The sequence below is a fragment of the Nocardia sp. NPDC004068 genome, from assembly GCF_042874315.1.
In the GTDB taxonomy this organism is placed as follows: domain Bacteria; phylum Actinomycetota; class Actinomycetes; order Mycobacteriales; family Mycobacteriaceae; genus Nocardia.
Map to the genome: position 1 here is coordinate 371,539 of NZ_JBIAMW010000006.1, position 20,662 is coordinate 392,200.

Annotated in this window: 16 protein-coding genes and 1 pseudogene; 9 read left to right on the forward strand and 8 right to left on the reverse strand. The window is 68.5% G+C overall.

Going from position 1 to position 20,662, the window contains the following annotated elements; all coding sequences use genetic code 11:
• The first annotated feature begins 83 nt into the window (after positions 1–83).
• The gene (gene rpsA, locus ACFYTQ_RS17830) at positions 84–1,547 is read left to right on the forward strand and encodes a 30S ribosomal protein S1 (RefSeq protein ID WP_387361918.1); all 1,464 of its coding nucleotides are present in this window, start codon (positions 84–86) and stop codon (positions 1,545–1,547) included.
• Positions 1,548–1,694: 147 nt separating this feature from the next.
• The gene (locus ACFYTQ_RS17835; RefSeq protein WP_387361920.1) at positions 1,695–3,224 is read left to right on the forward strand and encodes a phospholipase C; all 1,530 of its coding nucleotides are present in this window, start codon (positions 1,695–1,697) and stop codon (positions 3,222–3,224) included.
• A 65-nt stretch (positions 3,225–3,289) separates the two neighbouring features.
• Here ACFYTQ_RS17835 and ACFYTQ_RS17840 read toward each other — a convergent pair whose 3' ends face one another.
• The gene (locus tag ACFYTQ_RS17840; RefSeq protein WP_387361922.1) at positions 3,290–3,499 is read right to left on the reverse strand and encodes a hypothetical protein; all 210 of its coding nucleotides are present in this window, start codon (positions 3,497–3,499) and stop codon (positions 3,290–3,292) included.
• Positions 3,500–3,788: 289 nt separating this feature from the next.
• On the opposite strand from ACFYTQ_RS17840, the gene coaE reads away from it, so the two are divergent.
• Positions 3,789–4,979, forward strand: coding sequence for a dephospho-CoA kinase (coaE, locus tag ACFYTQ_RS17845; RefSeq protein WP_387361924.1), 1,191 nt, complete (start codon positions 3,789–3,791; stop codon positions 4,977–4,979).
• Here coaE and ACFYTQ_RS17850 read toward each other — a convergent pair.
• Together ACFYTQ_RS17850 and ACFYTQ_RS17855 are read right to left on the reverse strand one after the other, a co-directional pair.
• Complete coding sequence (locus ACFYTQ_RS17850; protein WP_387361926.1) at positions 4,969–5,508, reverse strand: DUF402 domain-containing protein; 540 nt, start codon at positions 5,506–5,508, stop codon at positions 4,969–4,971. The genes coaE and ACFYTQ_RS17850 overlap by 11 nt on opposite strands.
• A gap of 82 nt (positions 5,509–5,590) precedes the next feature.
• Positions 5,591–6,157, reverse strand: coding sequence for a hypothetical protein (locus tag ACFYTQ_RS17855; protein WP_387361928.1), 567 nt, complete (start codon positions 6,155–6,157; stop codon positions 5,591–5,593).
• Positions 6,158–7,014: 857 nt separating this feature from the next.
• On the opposite strand from ACFYTQ_RS17855, the gene uvrB reads away from it, so the two are divergent.
• A complete protein-coding gene (uvrB, locus tag ACFYTQ_RS17860) occupies positions 7,015–9,189 on the forward strand; it encodes an excinuclease ABC subunit UvrB (RefSeq protein WP_387361930.1) in 2,175 nt (724 codons plus the stop codon).
• Positions 9,190–9,197: 8 nt separating this feature from the next.
• Here uvrB and ACFYTQ_RS17865 read toward each other — a convergent pair whose 3' ends face one another.
• Positions 9,198–9,668 carry a VOC family protein gene (locus ACFYTQ_RS17865; protein ID WP_387361932.1) on the reverse strand — a complete coding sequence of 157 codons (471 nt, stop codon included), beginning with the start codon at positions 9,666–9,668 and terminating at the stop codon, positions 9,198–9,200.
• A 65-nt stretch (positions 9,669–9,733) separates the two neighbouring features.
• Here ACFYTQ_RS17865 and ACFYTQ_RS17870 point away from each other — a divergent pair, with 65 nt between their 5' ends.
• The 3 genes from ACFYTQ_RS17870 (at position 9,734) to ACFYTQ_RS17880 (ending at position 11,837) form a co-directional block, all read left to right on the forward strand.
• Entirely contained in the window at positions 9,734–10,606 is an 873-nt protein-coding gene (locus tag ACFYTQ_RS17870; protein WP_387361934.1) for a helix-turn-helix domain-containing protein, read from the forward strand.
• Between the two features lie 55 nt (positions 10,607–10,661).
• The gene (locus tag ACFYTQ_RS17875) at positions 10,662–11,078 is read left to right on the forward strand and encodes a DoxX family membrane protein (protein WP_387361936.1); all 417 of its coding nucleotides are present in this window, start codon (positions 10,662–10,664) and stop codon (positions 11,076–11,078) included.
• A gap of 306 nt (positions 11,079–11,384) precedes the next feature.
• Positions 11,385–11,837, forward strand: coding sequence for a universal stress protein (locus ACFYTQ_RS17880; protein WP_387361938.1), 453 nt, complete (start codon positions 11,385–11,387; stop codon positions 11,835–11,837).
• Positions 11,838–11,941: 104 nt separating this feature from the next.
• Here the strand turns inward: ACFYTQ_RS17880 and ACFYTQ_RS17885 are convergent, their stop codons facing one another.
• From ACFYTQ_RS17885 to ACFYTQ_RS17895, 3 genes and pseudogenes are all read right to left on the reverse strand, one after another.
• A complete protein-coding gene (locus ACFYTQ_RS17885) occupies positions 11,942–14,242 on the reverse strand; it encodes a HelD family protein (protein WP_387361940.1) in 2,301 nt (766 codons plus the stop codon).
• A 243-nt stretch (positions 14,243–14,485) separates the two neighbouring features.
• Positions 14,486–14,773, reverse strand: a pseudogene (locus ACFYTQ_RS17890) (antibiotic biosynthesis monooxygenase family protein); the annotation flags it as partial.
• An 11-nt stretch (positions 14,774–14,784) separates the two neighbouring features.
• Positions 14,785–16,437, reverse strand: coding sequence for a diguanylate cyclase domain-containing protein (locus ACFYTQ_RS17895; RefSeq protein WP_387361942.1), 1,653 nt, complete (start codon positions 16,435–16,437; stop codon positions 14,785–14,787).
• A gap of 453 nt (positions 16,438–16,890) precedes the next feature.
• Here ACFYTQ_RS17895 and uvrA point away from each other — a divergent pair, with 453 nt between their 5' ends.
• Positions 16,891–19,827: an excinuclease ABC subunit UvrA gene (gene uvrA, locus ACFYTQ_RS17900; RefSeq protein WP_387361944.1), complete on the forward strand. Its 2,937-nt coding sequence runs from the start codon at positions 16,891–16,893 to the stop codon at positions 19,825–19,827.
• Here uvrA and ACFYTQ_RS17905 read toward each other — a convergent pair.
• Positions 19,824–20,207: a VOC family protein gene (locus ACFYTQ_RS17905; RefSeq protein WP_387361946.1), complete on the reverse strand. Its 384-nt coding sequence runs from the start codon at positions 20,205–20,207 to the stop codon at positions 19,824–19,826. The two genes, uvrA and ACFYTQ_RS17905, sit on opposite strands and share 4 nt — an antisense overlap.
• A 60-nt stretch (positions 20,208–20,267) precedes the next feature.
• Here ACFYTQ_RS17905 and ACFYTQ_RS17910 point away from each other — a divergent pair, with 60 nt between their 5' ends.
• On the forward strand, positions 20,268–20,657 hold the full coding sequence (locus ACFYTQ_RS17910; RefSeq protein WP_387361948.1) for a winged helix-turn-helix transcriptional regulator: 390 nt from the start codon (positions 20,268–20,270) through the stop codon (positions 20,655–20,657).
• The last annotated feature ends 5 nt before the right edge of the window (positions 20,658–20,662 follow it).

Genomic DNA, 20,662 nt, shown 5'->3' on the forward strand with positions numbered 1-20,662 from the left:
AGTCCCCTGGCTGTGATTTCACGGCAAAACCGAAAGTTCCAATGTCCTCTACCGACCACAATCCGTCCGGAGCAACCCAACACATGCCCACTACGACCACCTCGCCGCAGGTTGCCGTCAACGACATCGGCTCTGCCGAGGATTTCCTCGCCGCGATCGACAAGACGATCAAGTACTTCAACGACGGCGACATCGTCGAAGGCACCATCGTCAAGGTCGATCGGGACGAGGTCCTGCTCGACATCGGCTACAAGACCGAAGGTGTCATTCCTTCCCGCGAGCTTTCCATCAAGCACGATGTCGACCCGGCCGAGGTCGTTTCCGTGGGCGATGAGGTCGAAGCCCTGGTCCTCACCAAGGAGGACAAGGAAGGCCGCCTGATCCTGTCGAAGAAGCGCGCGCAGTACGAGCGGGCGTGGGGCACGATCGAGGAGCTCAAGGAGAAGGACGAGGCCGTCAAGGGCACCGTCATCGAGGTCGTGAAGGGCGGTCTGATCCTGGACATCGGCCTGCGCGGCTTCCTCCCGGCTTCGCTGGTGGAGATGCGCCGCGTCCGCGATCTGCAGCCGTACGTCGGCAAGGAGATCGAGGCCAAGATCATCGAGCTGGACAAGAACCGCAACAACGTGGTCCTGTCCCGCCGCGCCTGGCTCGAGCAGACCCAGTCCGAGGTCCGCAGCGAGTTCCTGCACCAGCTGCAGAAGGGCCAGGTCCGCAAGGGCGTTGTGTCCTCGATCGTCAACTTCGGCGCGTTCGTCGATCTCGGCGGCGTCGACGGTCTGGTGCACGTGTCGGAGCTGTCCTGGAAGCACATCGATCACCCCTCCGAGGTGGTCGAGGTCGGCATGGAGGTCACCGTCGAGGTGCTCGACGTCGACCTGGATCGCGAGCGGGTCTCGTTGTCGCTCAAGGCGACTCAGGAAGATCCGTGGCGTCAGTTCGCCCGCACCCACGCCATCGGCCAGATCGTGCCCGGCAAGGTCACCAAGCTCGTTCCGTTCGGCGCGTTCGTCCGCGTCGAGGAGGGCATCGAGGGCCTGGTGCACATCTCCGAGCTGGCCGAGCGCCACGTGGAGGTGCCGGATCAGGTCGTGCAGGTCGGCGACGACGCGATGGTCAAGGTCATCGACATCGACCTGGAGCGCCGCCGGATCTCGCTGTCGCTGAAGCAGGCCAACGAGGACTACCACGCCGAGTTCGACCCGTCGAAGTACGGCATGGCCGACAGCTACGACGACCAGGGCAACTACATCTTCCCCGAGGGCTTCGACCCCGACACCAACGAGTGGCTCGAGGGTTACGAGAAGCAGCGCGAGGAGTGGGAGTCCCGCTACGCCGAGGCGGAGCGTCGCCACAAGATGCACACCGCGCAGATGGAGAAGATGGCCGCCGACGCCGCCGCCGAGGCCGCGAACGGCGCCCCGTCGAACTACTCCTCCGAGAGCGGCGAGCGTTCCTCGTCCGCGCAGTCGGAGCCCGCGGGTGGTTCGCTGGCCAGCGACGCGCAGCTTGCCGCGCTGCGTGAGAAGCTCTCCGGCAACGCGTAATTCGCCGCGTTAGGCACAAATGGCCCCGGTCATCCGACCGGGGCCATTTCTTTGTCCGATGTTTCCCGGCACGCCGGTGGCTCCCGGGGGTCCGCTGCGGTAGCGTCAGCGCCGATCGTGCCCACCTCCGCGAAAGGGTCTGACCGTATGGGGCTGTTCGACGGCATCAACCGGCGTGATTTCCTGGCGAAGGCGCTGGCCGCCGGTGGGGCGGGGGCGCTGGCGTCGTGGGCGAATCCGATCATCGAGCGCGCGCACGCGGCCGATCCGGCGGGCACGGGCGGGCTCGGCGACATCGAGCACTTCGTGCTGCTGATGCAGGAGAACCGGTCCTTCGACCACTACTTCGGAACGCTCTCGGGCGCACGGGGATTCGACGATCGGTCGGCGGTGTGGCGGCAGTACGGCTGGGCGCCGGGCGTCGGGCCGACCCCGGACGGCTATGTCGAGCCGTTCCGCCTCGACACCACCCGCGGCGCGACGCTGGACGGGGAGTGCGTCAACGATCCCGACCACAGCTGGGCGGGTATGCACGCGTCCTGGAACGGCGGGCGCAACGACGGCTGGATGCCGATGTCGATCGCCAGCGTGGGTCCGGCGAACGCGCCCGCGGCCATGGGCTACTACACCCGCGCCGACATCCCGGTGCATCACGAGCTGGCCGACGCCTTCACGCTGTGCGATCACTACCACTGCTCGGTGCTCGGCCCGACCGACCCGAACCGGCTGTACTGGGTGTCGGCGACCATCGACCCGGACGGGCTGGCCGGTGGTCCGCTCGTCGAGACGCCCACGCTCATCCCGCAGAACGCCTACAGCTGGCGGACCTTCCCGGAGAACCTGTCCGAGGGCGGGGTGAGCTGGAAGATCTACAACAACCGCGACGTGGGCCCGATCTCGTCGGTGATCCTGGACGGCATGATGGGCTGCTTCAAACAGGCCGCCGACCCGAATTCCGAACTGGCGCAACGAGGTAAGGCCCCGGTGTATCCGAGCGACTTCGCCGCCGACGTGGCCGCGGACCGGCTGCCCGCGGTGTCGTGGGTGATCCCGCCGCTGTTCAACTGCGAGCATCCGGCGCTGCCCCCGGCGCTGGGCGCGGTCGGCATCATGCAGGTGCTCGACATCCTCACCTCGAATCCCCGGGTGTGGGAGAAGACGGCGCTGATCGTGAGCTACGACGAGAACGGCGGCTTCTTCGACCACGTCACCCCGCCGACCGCGCCGCCCGGCACGCCGGGGGAGTTCCTCACCGTCGATCTGGCCCGCGTCCCGGCCGCCAAGGGCGTGGCGGGGCCGATCGGCCTCGGCTACCGGGTGCCGTGTTTCGTCATCTCCCCGTACTCGCGCGGCGGCCTGATCGCCTCGGAGCCCTTCGACCACACCTCCCAATTGCGCTTGCTGGAACGGCGTTTCGGCGTCGACGTCCCCAACCTCACGGCGTGGCGGCGCTCGGTCACCGGCGATATGACCTCGGCCTTCGATTTCGCCGCCACCCCCGACGCCGTGCCGCCCCGCATCACCGATCCCAATCCCGGTGCGGCCGCCGCACTGGAACAGTGCGGGCCGAACCTCGCGCTGGGCACGGCCGACAAGGGCATCCCGTATCCGGTGCCGCCGAATTCGATGCCGAGCCAGGAGCCGGGGACCCGTCGCCAGCCGAGCGGAATCGTCTGAGGCGCAGCGCCTTTCGGGCCGCCTATCCGCTCGGCGTATCCGCGCACAACGGCCCCCGCGCGAAATCAGTTGGCGGTGGCGGGAATCCAGCGGTTCGGGGCGAGGGCGCGCAGGCGCATGGCGGCGAAGCTGTGGCGGGCGGGGCTGAGCAGGGCGGTCAGCCAGGGGCGACGGTACTCCGCGAGTGCGGTCGCGACGGCGGGCAGGTGGATGCAATGCACCTTGCCCGGGATACCCAGTCGGTGGCGACCCGTCTGGATGTTTTTGGTGCCCAATGGTCTTCCTTTGCTAACTCGAACTGCCTGGATCGCCTGCGGCGAAAGATTAGCGGAACAAAAGTGTGTGGCGCCATATATTGCGTAACTTCGACCCCGGCGTGTCGGAAAGTTGTGAACCTACGGTCCGGATACGGACGAAAAAGTGTCGGTTCGATAACTCCCCAGTCACGGAATGGGCAATTCATCGGGAAATGCGTGAAAGTGACTGTCGCCGTGGGTACCAGCCGCGCTCGGTCCGCGCGGGGTGCGTGCGGCGGGTGCGCGCGCGGGATGCGAGACTGATCGAATGTTGCGAATCGGTCTCACCGGAGGCATGGGCGCGGGCAAGTCGACGGTGGCGCGGCTGCTGGTCGAACGGGGTGCGGTGCTCGTGGACAGCGACGTCATCGCCCGCGAGGTGGTGGCGCCCGGCACCCCCGGGCTGGCCGCTCTGGTGGAGGCGTTCGGTCCCGAGATTCTCGCCGCGGACGGCAGCCTGGACCGGCCCGCGTTGGCGGCCAAGGCTTTCGCCGACGACGAATCGCGCACCCGCCTGAATTCCATCACCCATCCGCTGGTGGGTGAGCGCACCGCCGAACTCATCGCGGCCGCGCCCGCGGACTCGATTGTGGTGCAGGATGTTCCGCTGCTGGTGGAAAACGGCATCGGCGCACTGGTGAATCTGGTCGTCGTGGTGATGGCCGATGTCGAGACGCGCATCCATCGGCTCGAGGAATTCCGGGGTATCTCCCGCGCGGACGCGCAGGCCCGGATCAAGGCCCAGGCCACCGACGATCAGCGCCGGGCCGCGGCGGATGTGCTGCTGGACAACAACGGTGACCCCGCCGACCTGGCTCCCCGGGTCGCCGCGCTCTGGGACGAGCGGCTGGTGCCGTTCGAGCGCAATCTCCGCACCCACACCCGGCCCCCGCGCGCCGAGGTGCGCCTGGTCGCGCCGGATCCGGGTTGGGCGGACGCGGCTCAGCGGCTCATCGCCCGTTTGGCGCTGGCGTGCGGCGCGGCGGCCCGGCGCATCGACCATATCGGCTCCACGGCGGTGCCCGGCCTGCCCGCCAAGGACGTGCTCGACCTCCAGATCACCGTGGCCGATCTCGACGCCGCCGACGCGTTGCGAGAACCGTTGCAGCGGGCGGGTTTTCCCCTCGTCCCGGAATACGACCGCGACGATCCGAAGCCCGGCGCCGATCCCGCGCGGTGGGGCAAGCGGCTGCACGTCAACGCCGATCCGGGCCGCCCCGCGAATATCCATGTGCGCGTGGACGGTTGGCCCAATCAGCGCTTCGGCCTGATCTTCCGGGAATGGCTGCGCGCCGAACCGGCCGCCCGCGAGGAGTACCTCGCGGTGAAACGCAAGGCCGAGGCCGCCGCGGCGGGGCTGACCGGGGAGCCGGCGATCCAGGCGTATCTCGACGTCAAGACGCCGTGGTTCGACGACGCCTACCCGCGCGCGCTGGCGTGGGCGGCGCTCAATCCCTGAGCCAGGTCAGTTCGATCCCGCGCGCGGCCAGCCAGCGATCGAAGTTGTGGCCGTGCGCGGCGATGCCGTCGAGGGCGGCGGTCGCGGTGGCGATCGCCCCCTGCGCCTCGGCGAGGTCGAGGTAGCCCGCGGCGTGCGCGACGAGCAGCTCGTCCACGTCGAGCAGGACCGCGTCGCGATCGTTGCGGACCACGATGTCGAGATACAGATCGATCGACCGCCAGCGGCCCGGCTCCAGCTCGCGGAACTCGCCGATGTCGACGTAGTAGTCCTGATCGCGCTCGTGCCCGGGATTGTGGTGGAACTTCGTGGCGCGCAATCCGAGTTCGGGCAGCAGCCACGACTCGAGGTAGCGGAACTCGACGTGGTCGGCGGGGCGGCCCATGTACAGGCCCCACGGGGTGACCTCGTAGCGATCGACCGGACGGTGGAAACCCTTGCGGTCGATATTGATCATGTCGGCGAGGTTGAAGTACTCGACCTTCGGCCGGTGCAGATCCACCCCGGCCTGATCCGTTGCCCCCGTCATCCACGCCGCCTCTCGCGTCCGGTTCCAGCACCGGCGAACGCCTCGCCCGCGCAGACGATTATGCCCGCGCGGCCGGCGCGGCTCAGAGCCAGCTCAGCGTGACGCCGCGGGTGGCGAGCCAGCTCTCGAAGCGGTGATCGTGGGAGGCGATGCCGTCGACGACCGCGGTCGCGCGCTCGAAGGCTTGCTGAGCGGTCGCCGCATCCACGTGCCCGGCGGCGTGCGCGGCGAACAGCTCGTCGACCCCGCGCAGTTCGGGGACGCGGCCGTTGCGGGCGACGATATCGATGTAGTGGTAGACCGCCCGCCAGCGTTTGGGCTCGATGCGCGCGAATTCGCCCACGTAGATGTGGTAGATGGGATCCCGATCGTGACACGCGTTGACGTGATGCATCGTCACCTGGAGCGAGAGGTCGGGCAGCACCCAGGTCTCGGTGTAGCGGTTGGGCGGGATGTCGGCGGGACACACCAGATACAAACCGAACGGTTCGACATGGCAACTGTCCACCGGATGCACGAAGCCGCGCGCATCGGTCCTGGTGAGGTCGCTCAGATCCACGTACTCCACGCGGGGGCGGTGGGGAGCGGGCGTCGCGGGGGAGGTGACGGCGGTGGAACCGGCACCACTGGGTCGCTTCGAGAACAACATGGGTACTACTCCATCGGACGCGGTGCTGCGCGGGGCTCGGGTGCGTCCCACGAGTCCGGCCAGCGCGGGCATCGCGAGAAGTGAGAGATGAAAACCGGCCATGACGCGCCGCCCTTCTCGATCCTTGCCGAATCTCGGACCGGATCAGAGTACACCCCAGCAACCCCCGGCGTGTGAACGTGAACAGACCGGAATTGTCCTGTCGCGGAATCGCTATCACCGGTGAGCCGGCTTGGGGCACCGGACAATTCGGACAATCCAGTGCGGGGGAAATGTGGCCGATTCTCGTTGCCGCGGTGGTGCTCGACGGGGGCCAGCAACCTCGAGTGAGGCGGGTGTGGCGGCATTGCTCGCGTGCTGCCCGGAGCCGGTACGTCGGGGTGCCGTTTCTCGCCGTCGGAGGGTGGGCATCGAGGGTGGGGCGGAAAAGGCGGGATGATCCGGCGAGTGGGCCGAAGATATTGCCGCGCAGGAGGGTTCGGCCCGAACGCGGTGCCGGATGCGGCGTTCCGGCGTGCCCGTTTCGCGGAGCTTTCTCGAAAAGTGTTCGGGTGCAGTGCTTTTCGGTGTGACCGGCTCGTGTGTCGGAATTCGCCGTTCGTCGGCTCGCGGCGTGCCGTCGTCCTTGGATCGGCCGTGCCGTGTCAATTGCCCAGGGGTAGCGAATGTTCCCGTTTCGGACTCGGCGGCGGTCTCTCGGGCCCTGGTCTCGCGCGCTTCGGGAGGTGTGGGCAACCCATGCTTCGCCGTGTTGAAACGTGAGATGAGTCACGCCCTCGTCTAGGCGCGTCGCTCCGACCGGCCCCCGGCGAGCGAGCTCCTGTTTGTTGTCGGTGGGTCGTCCTAGGCTTGGTGACATGGCATTCGCAACCGAGATTCCCGCCGAGGGGAACACACCGCTGGCGCATTCGGAGTTCCGGCCCATCGGCGAGATCGAGCGGGCGGACGGCCGGTTCGAGGTGGTCAGCGAGCATCGCCCGGCGGGCGATCAGCCCGCCGCGATCGAGGAGCTCGAGCGCCGCCTGCGCGCGGGGGAGAAGGACGTGGTGCTGCTCGGCGCCACCGGCACCGGCAAGTCGGCCACCGCGGCCTGGCTCATCGAGCGCGTGCAGCGGCCGACCCTGGTGATGGCCCCCAACAAGACGCTGGCCGCCCAGCTGGCCAACGAACTGCGGGAGATGTTGCCGCACAACGCGGTCGAGTACTTCGTCTCCTACTACGACTACTACCAGCCCGAGGCGTACATCGCCCAGACCGACACCTACATCGAGAAGGACAGCTCGATCAACGACGACGTCGAGCGGCTGCGGCATTCGGCCACGCAGAATCTGCTCTCGCGCCGCGACGTCGTGGTGGTCGCCTCGGTGTCGTGCATCTACGGCCTGGGCACGCCGCAGTCCTACCTCGACCGCTCGGTCCCGCTCGAGGTCGGCGGCGAGGTCGACCGCGACAAGCTGCTGCGGCTGCTGGTCGACGTGCAGTACACCCGCAACGACATGTCCTTCACCCGCGGCAGCTTCCGGGTGCGCGGCGACACGGTCGAGATCATCCCGTCCTACGAGGAGCTCGCGGTCCGCATCGAGTTCTTCGGCGACGAGATCGAGGCGCTCTACTATCTGCATCCGCTCACCGGCGACGTCGTGCGGCAGGTCGACCGGCTGCGCATCTTCCCCGCCACCCATTACGTCGCCGGGCCGGAGCGGATGGAACGCGCGGTGCGCGACATCGAGGTCGAACTCGCCGAGCGGCTCGCCGAGCTGGAACGCCAGGGCAAACTGCTCGAGGCCCAGCGGCTGCGCATGCGCACCCAGTACGACCTGGAGATGATCCGCCAGGTCGGATTCTGCTCGGGCATCGAGAACTACTCGCGCCACATCGACGGCCGCCCCGCCGGATCGGCCCCGGCCACCCTGCTCGACTACTTCCCCGACGACTTCCTGCTGATCATCGACGAGTCGCACGTGACCGTCCCGCAGATCGGCGGCATGTACGAGGGCGATATGTCGCGCAAGCGCAACCTGGTCGAATACGGCTTCCGGCTGCCGTCCGCGGTCGACAACCGCCCGCTCACGTGGGAGGAGTTCGCCGACCGCATCGGGCAGACGGTGTACATGTCGGCCACGCCCGGCCCCTACGAATTGGGCCAGACCGGCGGCGAATTCGTCGAGCAGGTCATCCGCCCGACCGGCCTGGTCGACCCGCACGTCGTGGTCAAGCCGACCAAGGGTCAGATCGACGACCTCGTGCACGAGATCCGGCTGCGCACCGAGCGCGACGAGCGGGTGCTGGTCACCACGCTCACCAAGAAGATGGCCGAGGACCTCACCGACTATCTGCTCGGCATGGGCGTGCGGGTGCGCTACCTGCACTCGGAGATCGACACGCTGCGCCGGGTCGAGCTGCTGCGGCAGCTGCGGCTGGGCGACTACGACGTGCTGGTCGGCATCAACCTGCTGCGCGAGGGTCTGGACCTGCCCGAGGTGTCGCTGGTGGCCATCCTCGACGCCGACAAGGAGGGCTTCCTGCGGTCGACGACGAGCCTCATCCAGACCATCGGCCGCGCGGCGCGCAACGTCTCCGGCGAGGTGCACATGTACGCCGACAAGATCACCGACTCGATGCGCCAGGCCATCGACGAGACCGAACGCCGCCGCGCCAAGCAGATCGCCTACAACGAGGCCAATGGCATCGACCCGAAGCCGTTGCGCAAGAAGATCGCCGACATCCTCGATCAGGTCTACCGCGAGGCCGACGAGACCGAGGTGGTCGAGGTGGGCGGCTCCGGCCGCAACGCCAGCCGCGGCCGCCGGGCTCAGGGCGAGCCCGGCCGCGCGGTCAGCGCCGGTGTCTACGAGGGCCGCGACATCAAGGCCATGCCGCGGGCCGAATTGGCCGATCTGGTCAAGGAATTGACCGCCCAGATGATGAACGCCGCCCGCGAACTCCAGTTCGAGCTGGCGGGTCGCCTGCGCGACGAGATCGCCGACCTGAAGAAGGAGCTGCGGGGAATGGACGCGGCCGGGCTGAAATGAGTTGCGGCTCAGCCCTGTTGGGCCATCCACTCGTTCACGCGCCGCTCGGCCTCGTCGCGCGGCACGTCCTCGACGCGGGTCATCACCACCCAACGGTGCCCGAACGGATCCATGACCGCGCCGTAGCGGTCGCCGGTGACGAAGGTGGCCGGCTCGTCGACGTGGCGGGCGCCGTGTTCGCGGGCGAGCTTGGTCACCGCGTCCACATCGGGGCAGTAGTGCACGATGCTGGTGTGCACCCAGTCGTCGGCCGGGGCGCGCAGGCCGTGCTCGGGGACGGGCATGCCGACCTGGATGGTCGAATCGCCGATCTTCAGTTCGGCGTGCGCGGCCTGTCCGTCGGGCAGATCGTTGCGGCTGAGCACCTCGGCGCCGAAGACGGCCCGGTAGAACTCGATCGCCTTGTTGGCGTCCGAGGTGGCGAGGAAGCAGGTGATGGAGTGGTAGCCCTCGGGAATCGGATTCACTGTGTTCGTCATGGCTCCCACTCTGCCCGGCCGGGCCGCGCGGATCTTGTAAGAACGCGACACGCCGGGAATCCGTCGTGACCCCGGGGGAGGGGTCCACGAAAGCCGTTGCGCCGGAACGGGTTCCGGTGCCGCCGCCCGAGGTGGCCAAGGGCATTCTGCGGCCGCGCGAACAGGAGCGGCACCGCAGTCTCGGCCGGTTGCCCGCCGGAGAGGAGACCGCGCGGTTCGTGGAGTGGTACTGGTTCGTCGCGTGGGATCTGCGTGGGCGGCCCGACTACACCGCCGAGGTGCTGCCCTTCCCGAGCGTCAACGTCACCTTCGAGCGGACCCACTCCCGCTCCGGCGGCTGGGTCAACGGCGTCTGCACGGTGAAGTACACGCGGGAGCTGTCCGGGCTGGGGGAGACGTTCGGGGTGAAGTTCCGGCCCGGCGGGTTCGGGGCCTTCACCGGGCTCGAGGTCGGCTCGTTCCGCGACACCGCGGTCGAACTCACCGATGTGCTGCCCGACGCGGTCGGGCTGACCGAGAAGGTGCTGTCGGCGACCGAGGCCACCGACCGCCGCGACGTCGTCGAGGGGTTCCTCGCCGACGCGGCGCGGCGCGTCCCGGCCGACGAGTCCTATGCGCTGGTGCTGCGCGTCATCGCGGCGATGGAGGCCGACCGCGACCTCACCCGCGTCGACCAGGTGACCGAACGGTTCGGCATTCCCGTCCGCACGCTGCAACGGCTGTTCCGCCGATATGTCGGGGCCGGGCCCAAATGGGTGCTGCGACGCTACCGGTTACAGGACGGCGCGCAGCTGCTCGCCGAGGGGCGGACCGGCGATCTGGCCGCGCTCGCGCTGGACCTCGGCTACTTCGATCAGGCTCATTTCTCCCGCGAGTTCGCCGCCGAGGTCGGAATGCCGCCGCTGGAATACGCGCGGAGTTCGATAGGCCCGGCGTGAATTCGGGTACTCCCCGTGTCGACAGGTGAGTTGCCGACAACGACGGGAGTTGGCGATGGATGTAGTGGTGTTGATCGGGCGGATCCTGTTCGTCCTGCTGTTCCTGAGTTCGGCGGTCGGCCACCTCACCCAGGCCGAGGCCATGGGCGGGTACGCGGCGAGCAAGGGTGTGCCGTCGGCGCGGCTGGCCGTGTTGGGCACCGGGGTGTTGCTGCTGCTCGGCGGGTTGAGTGTGTTGCTGGGGATCTGGGCCGATCTGGGCGCGCTCCTGCTGCTGGTGTTCCTGCTGCCGACCGCGTTCCTGATGCACGCGTTCTGGAAGGAGTCCGATCCGCAGGCGCGGCAGGGCGAGATGGTGAATTTCAACAAGAATGTGGCCCTGGCGGGTGCGTGTCTGATGCTGTTCGCGTTCTTCGCGCACACCCGGGATCTGGGGTTGACCATCACCGGGCCGCTTTTCCATCTCGGCTGAGGCATTTCGCGCGGGGCACCGGCGAGCATTGTGAATCGTCACTACTCGCCGGTCCCTCCCGTGCGCGAGGCCGACGGCTCGCGGCGGATTGTGACGAAAATCCCAGTGGCGCAAGACCGTTCGGTTCGTGAGCGGAAACCGGCAGGTGGCGGTGACGAGCGTTACTCGACGCGCCGGTGTGATGTGTTGCGATTCGGGATATTTCCGGTGCCGTAAAGGTTATCGTCTAGCGCAGTTGCCGCGCGTTACCCGGGAGTACGGGCGTATCGCGACGGCATCCGATCCCTTTGGACGTTTGGAGGACAGATGACCGCCTATCGGACCATTGTCGTCGGTACCGATGGCTCCGACTCGTCGTACGTCGCCGTCGAGAAGGCCGCGGCACTCGCGGGTGCCGCGGGCGCCACGCTCTACATCGCCTGCGCCTACTACCCGACCGATGATCGGGACGTCGCCGCGGCGGCCGATGTGCTCAAGGACGAGGCCTACCAGGTCCGCGGCTCGGCGCCCACCAACGAGATCCTGCGCACGGGCCGCGACCGCGCGACCGCCGCGGGCGCCACCGACATCGTCGAACGCGCCATCGTCGGCGAGCCGGTCGAATCCCTGCTCAACCTCGTCAAGGAACTCGACGCCGACCTCCTCGTCGTCGGCAACCGCGGCCTCAACACCCTCGCCGGCCGCCTCCTCGGCTCCGTCCCCTCCGACGTGGCCCGCAAGTCCCGCACCGACGTCCTCATCGTCCACACCGTCCGCTGAGGCCCGTCCCCAGGCCCCGCCGGGTTGAGCTGAGCGCTTTCCTGTAGGGGGTGGGCTTCATTGTCCCTGTGCTTCGGCCCCCAGGGCCGGAGCACAGGGCTTCCTCACCCCCGCAACGCCCCCAGCACCTCCGGCAACTCCGCGCTGTGCACCACGGACAGCCGCTGCGTCGCGCGCGTCAACGCGACATACAGATCGTTGAGCCCCCGAGGCGACTCGTCCAGAATCCCCTGCGGTTCCACCAGGACCACCGCGTCGAACTCCAGGCCCTTGACCTCCGCCACGCTCAGCACCCGCACGGAATCGCCCGCGAGGTCGGCGAATTCGGGCACCAGCGCGTGCGGAGCGAGTACGGCCGTGATGCCGGGCCGGTCGGCCTCCTCGGCCACCAGCTTCGCTACCCGCTCGGGCCGGTCGGTGGCCGAGACGTGGAAAGCCTCGGGCGCGCAACCGGATTCGCGCACCGAGCGGGGGACGGTGGCGTCGGGGTCGATGGCGGCGAGGACGTCGGCGGCGACGGCCATGATCTCGGCGGGCGTGCGGTAGTTGACCGTCAGCTCGGTGAGCTTCCAGCGGTTGGCCACATACGGTTCGAGCATCCGCTGCCACGACGATGCCCCGGCGGGGTCGCCGGTCTGGGCGACGTCGCCGACGACGGTCATCCAGCGATTCGGTATGCGCCGCATGACCATTCGCCACGCCATCTCCGACAGCTCCTGGGCCTCGTCGACGATCACGTGCCCGTAGGTCCAGGTGCGGTCGCCCGCGGCGCGTTCGGCGGTGGTCTGACGAGTCCGCACCTGCTGGCGCTCGGCCAGCTGGCTCGCGTCGATCAGGTCGTAGGCCATGAGGATCTCCGGATCGAGTTCGTCCTCGAGATCCTGCGGCGCGGAACCGGTGAGGATGTCCAGGGCGTCCTGCGCCTCGGCGAGCTGGGTGCGCCAGCGTCGCCGGGCCCGCTCGCGCTCCTCGGTGTCGTCGACGCCCAGCAACTCGGCCAGCTCGTCCAGCAGCGGCGCGTCGGCGGCGCTGAAGTTGCCGTCGTCGGGCCGGTACAGCGCCGCGCGATCCTCCTCGGACAGCTGATCGGCCGCCCGCGCGAGCCGCTTCGGATCGGCCCACAGCCCGGCCAGCACCTCCTGCGGTGACAGGATCGGCCACAGCCCGGCGATCGCGCGCTGGATCTCGGCGTCGGCGCGCATCTCGTCGCGGATCTCGGTGAGATCGGCCTGGCTCAACAGGTTTCGGCCGCCGGTGAGATCCTTGCCCATCGTCTGGGCCAGCTGTTCGGTCAGCGCGTCGACCACCGACGCCGCGAACACGGGCCGCGCCAGATTGTGGGGCCGCCGCGAGGACCGGGCCCGCCCGCGCGCCTTGGTGACGATCTTGCGGTCGAGGGTGAGGTCGTACCCGTCGAAGCGCAGCCGGATCGGCTCGCCGGGCACCTGCTGCCAGTCGCGCACGCCCTTCTTCAGCACCTCGAGCATGTCCAGCGAACCCTTCAGCTCGCCCGCGCGCAGCGAATCCTCCAGTGTCGCACGCACTCCCGGATACAGATTGCCGATGGTCGACAACAGCACCCCGGTCTCGCCGAGCGAGGGCAGCACCTGTCCGATGTAGTCGAGGAACGTGGTGTTGGGCCCGATGATGAGCACCCCGGCCTTGTCCAGCTGCTGCCGGTAGGTGTACAGCAGATACGCCGCACGATGCAGTGCCACCGCCGTCTTGCCGGTGCCCGGACCGCCCTGCACCACGAGCACGCTCTTGTGCTCGGAGCGGATGATGGCGTCCTGCTCGCTCTGGATGGTCTCGACGATGTCGTTCATGTGCCCGGTGCGGGCGGCGTTCAGCGCGGCCAGCAGCGCGCTCTCGCTGCCCACCCCGCCCTCGTCGGAGTCCACGGCTCCGGCCCGCTGGGCGGTGTCGAGATCGAGGTATTCGTCGGTGACCGCGGTGACCTCACGATTGCGGGACCGGATGTGCCGCCGCCGGGTGACCCCGTCCGGTTTGGCGGTCGTCGCGAGATAGAACGGACGCGCTAGCGGGGCACGCCAATCCAGCAACAGCGTCGCGTAATCGTGGTCCTCGTCGAGAATGCCGAGGCGGCCGATATAGCGTTGCGCGTCGTTCTCGGTGTCGGCCAGATCGATCCGGCCGAAACACAAACCGTGTTCGGCCGCATCGTATTTCGCGAGATCCTCGGAATAGAGCTGGGTGAACGACTCCCGTTCGCTGCGCGCCTGCGGGGTGCCGCCGGTTTCGAGCAGCACTTCCCGTAGTCGGCGCTGCGCGTAGGCGCGCATCTCGTCGAGCCGCTGGTACAGCCGGGCGAGGTGGACCTGCTCGCGCTCGATTTCCGCCGCGCGGTCGTTCGCCTGTCTGTCCTCGGTGAGGCGGTCGGGCAAAATGGAACTCCTTGTCACCACAGTCGGCCGGAAATGGGGGCCGCGCGCGAGCAGAAAACAGAGTTGTCGAGTCTAGTTCGGGTTCGTCGCACTCGCCGTAACCCGAGGTCAGCCCGGCGGTGTCGGGTGCCGGGGGCGGGGGTGCGCGTTGGTGGTGTTCGGTGGTGTCGCGTGCCCGGTGCGGGGGTGCGCGTCGGTGGTGTTCGGTGGTGTTGCGCTGCCGGTGTTCGGTGGTGTCGCGTCGAGAACCGGGGTGAAGTGCTCGACGACCGGAAAGGGCTCGTAGAAGTGGTGCAGTAATTGCCGCCACCGCTCGTACCGCGGCGTGCCGCGAAATCCCTCGGTGTGATCCTCGACTCGATCCCATTGCACCAGCAGCAGATAGGTGCCCGGACTCTCGATCGATCGCGACAGCGTGAGCGAGCGGAATCCGGGTGTCGCGGCGATGAGCGCGCGGGCCTCGGCGAAGGCCGCCTCGAACTCCGCGGTGCGATGAGGGGAAACCGGAAGCAGCGCGTGTTCGAGAATCATCGGCGGGTCTTTCAGGACGCGTGGGTGCTGTTCGGTCTCCGCCCGAGGGCGTCGCCCTCACGATGACCGTTCGGTTTCGCACGGTACATCGCCACGTCCGCATCGTGCAGCACGGCTTCGGGACTGCGGGCGTCGCCGGGACAGAGCGGGGTGACGCCGATCGACGCCTCGACGCGAATGCGATGCCCGCGCGCGATAATCGGCTCGGCCATGCCGGCCCGCAGCCGGGCCACGAGCCGATCCAGGTCGGCGGGCGTCGTGCTGCCCGACAGCAGCACCAGGAACTCGTCGCCGCCGATCCGGCCGACCACGTCCTCGGCCCGCAGCCCGCGCTGCAAGCGCTGCGCGACGATCTGCAACACGGTGTCGCCGATGGCGTGCCCGAGGGTGTCGTTGATCCGCTTGAACCCGTCCAGGTCTATGAACAACACCGTCGAGACCGGTCGCTCCTCGCTGATCCCCAGCGCCGCCGCCAGCCGCGCCAGCACCAGCGACCGGTTGGCCAGCCCGGTGAGCGGATCGTGCGTGGCCTGATACTCCAATTGCCTTCTGCTGGCACGGAATTCGGTGACATCGTTGAACGACGACACCGCCGACGAGTGCGGATCCCCCGGATTGAGCAATCGGCTAGACCCCGACAGCCACCGACGTTGCCCGTCGGCCCGATCGATCCCGAACACATACCGCGAGATGGTCTCCCCGGTGGCCAGCGTCCGCGCGACCGGATGCCGCGCCATCGCCAACGGCTGCCCATTGGCATCGAGCAGATCCAGCCCGAGCGAGTCGATGGTCCGGCCCACCGGATCGTCGTCGGGACGCCCGAAGATCCGCGCGGCCGCCGGATTGATCGATTCGATCCGCCCCGCCCGATCGATCACCACCACCCCCTCCTCGAGCTGGGACACAACGGTGGTGTAGTGCTGCTCGGCCCGCCGCTGCCCAGCCTCGGCCCGCCGCTGCGCGGTGAGATCGTGGACGACGACCTGATACGCCGCGCGCCCCTCCCACACCGTGGCGACCGACACGGCCTCCACGGGCACGGTGCTCCCGTCCCAGCACAGCAGGGTCACCTCGGCCCGGGTCACGAGGTTGGGTGTGGTGGGGGCCTGGGTTGCGGTGTCGGGTGTGGCGGCCTGGGTACCGGTGTCGGGTGTCGTGGCGGCCCGGGGCACGGCGTCGGGTGTGGTGGCGGCCTGAGGTGCGGTGTCAGGTGTGGCGACGGTCTGGGTTGCGGTCTCGGGTGTCGCGGCGGCCCGGGTTGCGGCGTTGGGTGTGGTGGCGGCCTGGGGTGCGGTGTTATGTGCGGCGGTTTGGGGTGCGGTCTCGGGCGTGGTGGCGGCCCGGGTAGCGCTGTTGGGCGTGGCGGCGGCTGGCGTCGCGGGGTCGGGCGTGGCGGCGGCCTGGGTTGCGGTGTTTGGTGTGGTGGCCGCTTGGGTTGCGGTGTTTGGGGTGTCGGCGGCCAGGCCGGTGCGGTCGAGTACGAGGGCCGACTGGCGATCGAGGAACCGCGCGAGCGGTTGCCCGATGAGCCGCTCCACCCCGTCGGCGCCCAGTAACCGGGCCATCGCCGGATTCGCGTACACGATGACGCCGCGTTCGTGCACGATCATCCCGTCGGGGCTGTGCTCCACCAGGAATCGGTACCGCTCGTCACCTGCTTCCACACGTACCCCCTGATCATCGGTGTCACTGCAACGGGACATGGATCAAGCCGGTCGTGGCTCGGGCACTTCATCGGGTACCGCTCGACGTTCATTACACCCGCCGAATGCCCACTCCACCCCCGCCCATCCCCCGGGCGTGTCCCCAGCCCCACGAACCCAGGTATACGAACCCAGCCGCACCCCTTATTCGGATCCGCACCCCGTACAGGGCCCTACAACGGGTGCGGATTCGGATAAAGGGTGCGGCTGGGTTCGTGCGCCTGGGGGTGGTGGGGTTGGGTGGGTACTCTGGGTGGGCGGTCGCTGTCGTGCGGCCGGGCAATCCGTCGGCGTCCGCCGAGATCCCGCTTCGCGCCTGGTCGGCGCCTGCGCGCCGGAACTTGTCGGTGGGTGTGCCTAGCATGGCGGCCGGGATGAATCTGGATGCCGAACACGAGTGAGAAGGGACGGCCTGTGGCGGATCGCCTGACGGTGCGTGGAGCGCGGGAGCACAACCTCAAGGGGGTGGATCTCGACCTGCCCCGCGACAGCCTCATCGTGTTCACCGGGCTGTCCGGTTCCGGCAAGTCGAGTCTCGCGTTCGACACCATCTTCGCCGAGGGGCAGCGCCGGTACGTCGAGTCGCTGTCGGCGTACGCGCGGCAGTTCCTCGGCCAGATGGACAAGCCCGATGTGGACTTCATCGAGGGCCTGTCCCCGGCCGTGTCGATCGACCAGAAGTCGACCAACCGCAACCCGCGGTCCACGGTCGGCACGATCACCGAGGTCTACGACTACCTGCGCCTGCTGTACGCCCGCGCGGGCACCCCGCACTGCCCGGTCTGCGGTGAGCTGATCGCCAAACAGACCCCGCAGCAGATCGTGGACCAGGTGCTGGCGATGGAGGAGGGCATCCGCTTCCAGGTGCTCGCCCCCGTGGTGCGCACGCGCAAGGGCGAATTCGTCGACCTGTTCGACCAGCTCAACACCCAGGGCTACTCGCGCGTGCGGGTCGACGGCGTGGTGTATCCGCTGACCGACCCGCCCAAGCTGAAGAAGCAGGAGAAGCACGACATCGAGGTGGTGGTCGACCGCCTCGCCGTCAAGCCGAGTTCCAAACAGCGCCTGACCGATTCGATCGAGACCGCGCTGCGGCTCGCCGACGGCATCGTCGTGCTGGACTTCGTCGACCGCGACGAGCACGCCCACGACCGCGAACGCCGCTTCTCCGAGAAGCTGGCCTGCCCCAACGGGCACCCCCTCGACATCGAGGATCTGGAGCCGCGCTCGTTCTCGTTCAACTCGCCCTACGGCGCCTGCCCCGACTGCGCGGGCCTGGGCATCCGCAAGGAGGTCGACCCGGATCTGGTGGTGCCCGATCCGGAGCTGAGCCTCGCCGGTGGCGCGATCGCGCCGTGGTCGCGCGGCCAGACCGCCGAGTACTTCAACCGCCTCCTCCAGGGCGTGGCCGACGCGATCGGCTTCTCCATGGACACCCCCTGGAACCAGCTGCCCGCCAAGGCGCGAAAGGCCGTGCTGGAGGGCAGTTCCGATCAGGTGCACGTCTCCTACACCAACCGCTACGGCCGCAAGCGGTCCTACTACGCCGACTTCGAGGGCGTCATGCCCTTCCTGCAACGGCGGCTCGAGAACACCGAGTCCGAGCAGATGAAGGAACACTACGACGGCTACATGCGCGACGTCCCGTGTCCGGTCTGCCACGGCGCCCGCCTGCGCCCCGAGATCCTCGCGGTCACCCTGAACGCGGAAGGGGGCCGCAAGTCCATCGCCGAGGTCTGCGACTTCTCCATCCGCGACTGCTCCCGGTTCCTCAACTCCCTCGAACTGGGCGAGCGCGAGGCGGCCATCGCGGGCCAGGTGCTCAAGGAGATCCAGGCCCGGCTCGGCTTCCTGCTCGACGTCGGCCTCGAGTACCTCACGCTCTCGCGCGCGGCGGCCACGCTGTCCGGCGGTGAGGCGCAACGCATCCGGCTCGCCACCCAGATCGGTTCGGGTCTGGTCGGCGTGCTGTACGTGCTCGACGAGCCGTCCATCGGCCTGCATCAGCGCGACAACCGCCGTCTCATCGAAACCCTCACGCGCCTACGGGATCTCGGCAACACGCTCATCGTCGTCGAGCACGACGAGGACACCATCCACGCCTCGGACTGGGTGGTCGACATCGGCCCGCTCGCCGGTGAGCACGGCGGCCAGGTGGTCTACAGCGGGTCGTATCCCGGCCTGCTCGCCGACCCCAATTCGCTGACGGGAGCGTATCTTTCGGGCCGCGAACGCATCGAGGTGCCGCTGGTGCGGCGGCCGGTGAACAAGAAGAAGCAGCTCACCGTCGTCGGCGCGAACGAGCACAATCTGCGCGGCATCGACGTGAGTTTCCCGCTGGGCGTGCTCACCTCCGTCACCGGCGTGTCCGGCTCGGGCAAGTCCACCCTCGTCAACGACATCCTCGCGACGGTGCTCGCCAACAAGCTCAACGGCGCGCGCCAGGTCCCCGGTCGGCACACCCGCATCAACGGCCTCGACCATCTCGACAAGCTGGTGCAGGTGGACCAGTCCCCGATCGGCCGCACCCCGCGGTCGAATCCGGCCACCTACACCGGCGTGTTCGACAAGATCCGCACCCTGTTCGCGGCGACCACCGAGGCGAAGGTGCGCGGCTACCAGCCCGGCCGATTCTCGTTCAACGTGAAAGGCGGCCGCTGCGAGGCGTGTTCGGGCGACGGCACGCTGAAGATCGAGATGAACTTCCTGCCCGACGTGTACGTGCCGTGCGAGGTCTGTCACGGCGCGCGCTACAACCGCGAGACGCTCGAGGTGCACTACAAGGGCAAGACCATCGCCGAGGTGCTGGACATGCCGATCGAGGAGGCGGCCGAGTTCTTCGAGCCGGTCACCTCGATCCACCGCTACCTCAAGACCCTCGTCGACGTCGGCCTGGGTTATGTCCGGCTCGGGCAGAGCGCGCCGACGCTGTCGGGTGGCGAGGCCCAGCGCGTCAAGCTCGCGGCCGAATTGCAGAAGCGGTCCACCGGCCGCACGGTCTACATCCTCGACGAGCCGACCACGGGTCTGCACTTCGAGGACATCCGCAAACTGCTCGGCGTGATCAACGGTCTGGTCGACAAGGGCAATACGGTCATCGTCATCGAACACAACCTGGACGTCATCAAGACCTCCGACTGGGTGATCGATATGGGCCCCGAGGGCGGTTCCGGCGGCGGCACGGTCGTGGCCGAGGGCACCCCGGAAGACATTGCGGCCGTGGGCGAGAGCTACACCGGTCAGTTCCTGCGCGAGGTCCTCGCCGCCGCGCCCGCCGCGGATCCGAAACCGGCCCGCAAGACGACCAAGGCCCGCAAGACCACCACCCGCGGCAAGGTCGCGGTTGGTTAGGCGTCGTCGCCGAGCACCCGCGCCCGCACCTCCGGCGACCATTCGACGTACTCCATGTCGACCCCGTCCGGATGCCGGAGGTAGGCGAATCGCCCGGTCGGGCTGATCCGGGGGCCGTCGCGCACGACGGCCCCCGCGGCGCGGAGCCGATCGATCAGCTCGTCGAGATCGTCGACCACCACCGGCCCGACGGTGCCGCGATAGCGATCGGTGTGCTCGGGTTCGCCCGCGATGAGCAGGAAGTCGCCCACGGCCGCGAGTTCGGCGCGCTCGAAATCGACGCGGAGATCGGCCGCTGCCCCGGCCAATTCCTCGTAGATCGGCAGCGACGTGTCGAGATCGGCCACGAACAACCGGGCATAGGTCTTCAGGATTCGCACATTGCGCACGCTACGGTGACCGCACCGCTCCCGACAGTACGCACTCGAAGGTAACCGCCCATGCCCGAGAACGCCGAGGACCATCCGGCGCACGCGATCGCCCGCCGCGTGCACGCCGTCCTGTCCACGAAGTGGGCCCTGGCCACCCTCGAACAGATCGCCGCGGGTCACCACCGCTTCCGCGAACTGCACCGCGCTCTCCCCGGCGTCAGCGCCAAGGTGCTCACCCAAACCCTGCGCCGCCTCGAAAACCACGCGCTCATAACCCGTTTCGACCACGCCACCCCCAACCCGCGCGTCGACTACACCCTCACCGAGCCGGGCCGCGACCTGCTCCGCACGGTCCACGGCCTGTGCGCCTGGTCGCGCGACCACCTCGACCGGCTGCTCACGGCTCCGGCGCACCTGTCGGCCGAACGGACGACGGACGCGCGCCCGCACCCTGGATAGCATCG

Excerpts from the sequence above, each read along its gene's own strand:
- rpsA (WP_387361918.1), top strand. The coding sequence starts at position 84 with ATGCCCACTACGACCACCTCGCCGCAGGTTGCCGTCAACGACATCGGC.
- ACFYTQ_RS17835 (WP_387361920.1), top strand. The coding sequence starts at position 1,695 with ATGGGGCTGTTCGACGGCATCAACCGGCGTGATTTCCTGGCGAAGGCG.
- coaE (WP_387361924.1), top strand. The coding sequence starts at position 3,789 with ATGTTGCGAATCGGTCTCACCGGAGGCATGGGCGCGGGCAAGTCGACG.
- ACFYTQ_RS17850 (WP_387361926.1), bottom strand. The coding sequence starts at position 5,508 with ATGACGGGGGCAACGGATCAGGCCGGGGTGGATCTGCACCGGCCGAAG.
- ACFYTQ_RS17855 (WP_387361928.1), bottom strand. The coding sequence starts at position 6,157 with ATGTTGTTCTCGAAGCGACCCAGTGGTGCCGGTTCCACCGCCGTCACC.
- uvrB (WP_387361930.1), top strand. The coding sequence starts at position 7,015 with ATGGCATTCGCAACCGAGATTCCCGCCGAGGGGAACACACCGCTGGCG.
- ACFYTQ_RS17865 (WP_387361932.1), bottom strand. The coding sequence starts at position 9,668 with ATGACGAACACAGTGAATCCGATTCCCGAGGGCTACCACTCCATCACC.
- ACFYTQ_RS17875 (WP_387361936.1), top strand. The coding sequence starts at position 10,662 with ATGGATGTAGTGGTGTTGATCGGGCGGATCCTGTTCGTCCTGCTGTTC.
- ACFYTQ_RS17880 (WP_387361938.1), top strand. The coding sequence starts at position 11,385 with ATGACCGCCTATCGGACCATTGTCGTCGGTACCGATGGCTCCGACTCG.
- ACFYTQ_RS17910 (WP_387361948.1), top strand. The coding sequence starts at position 20,268 with ATGCCCGAGAACGCCGAGGACCATCCGGCGCACGCGATCGCCCGCCGC.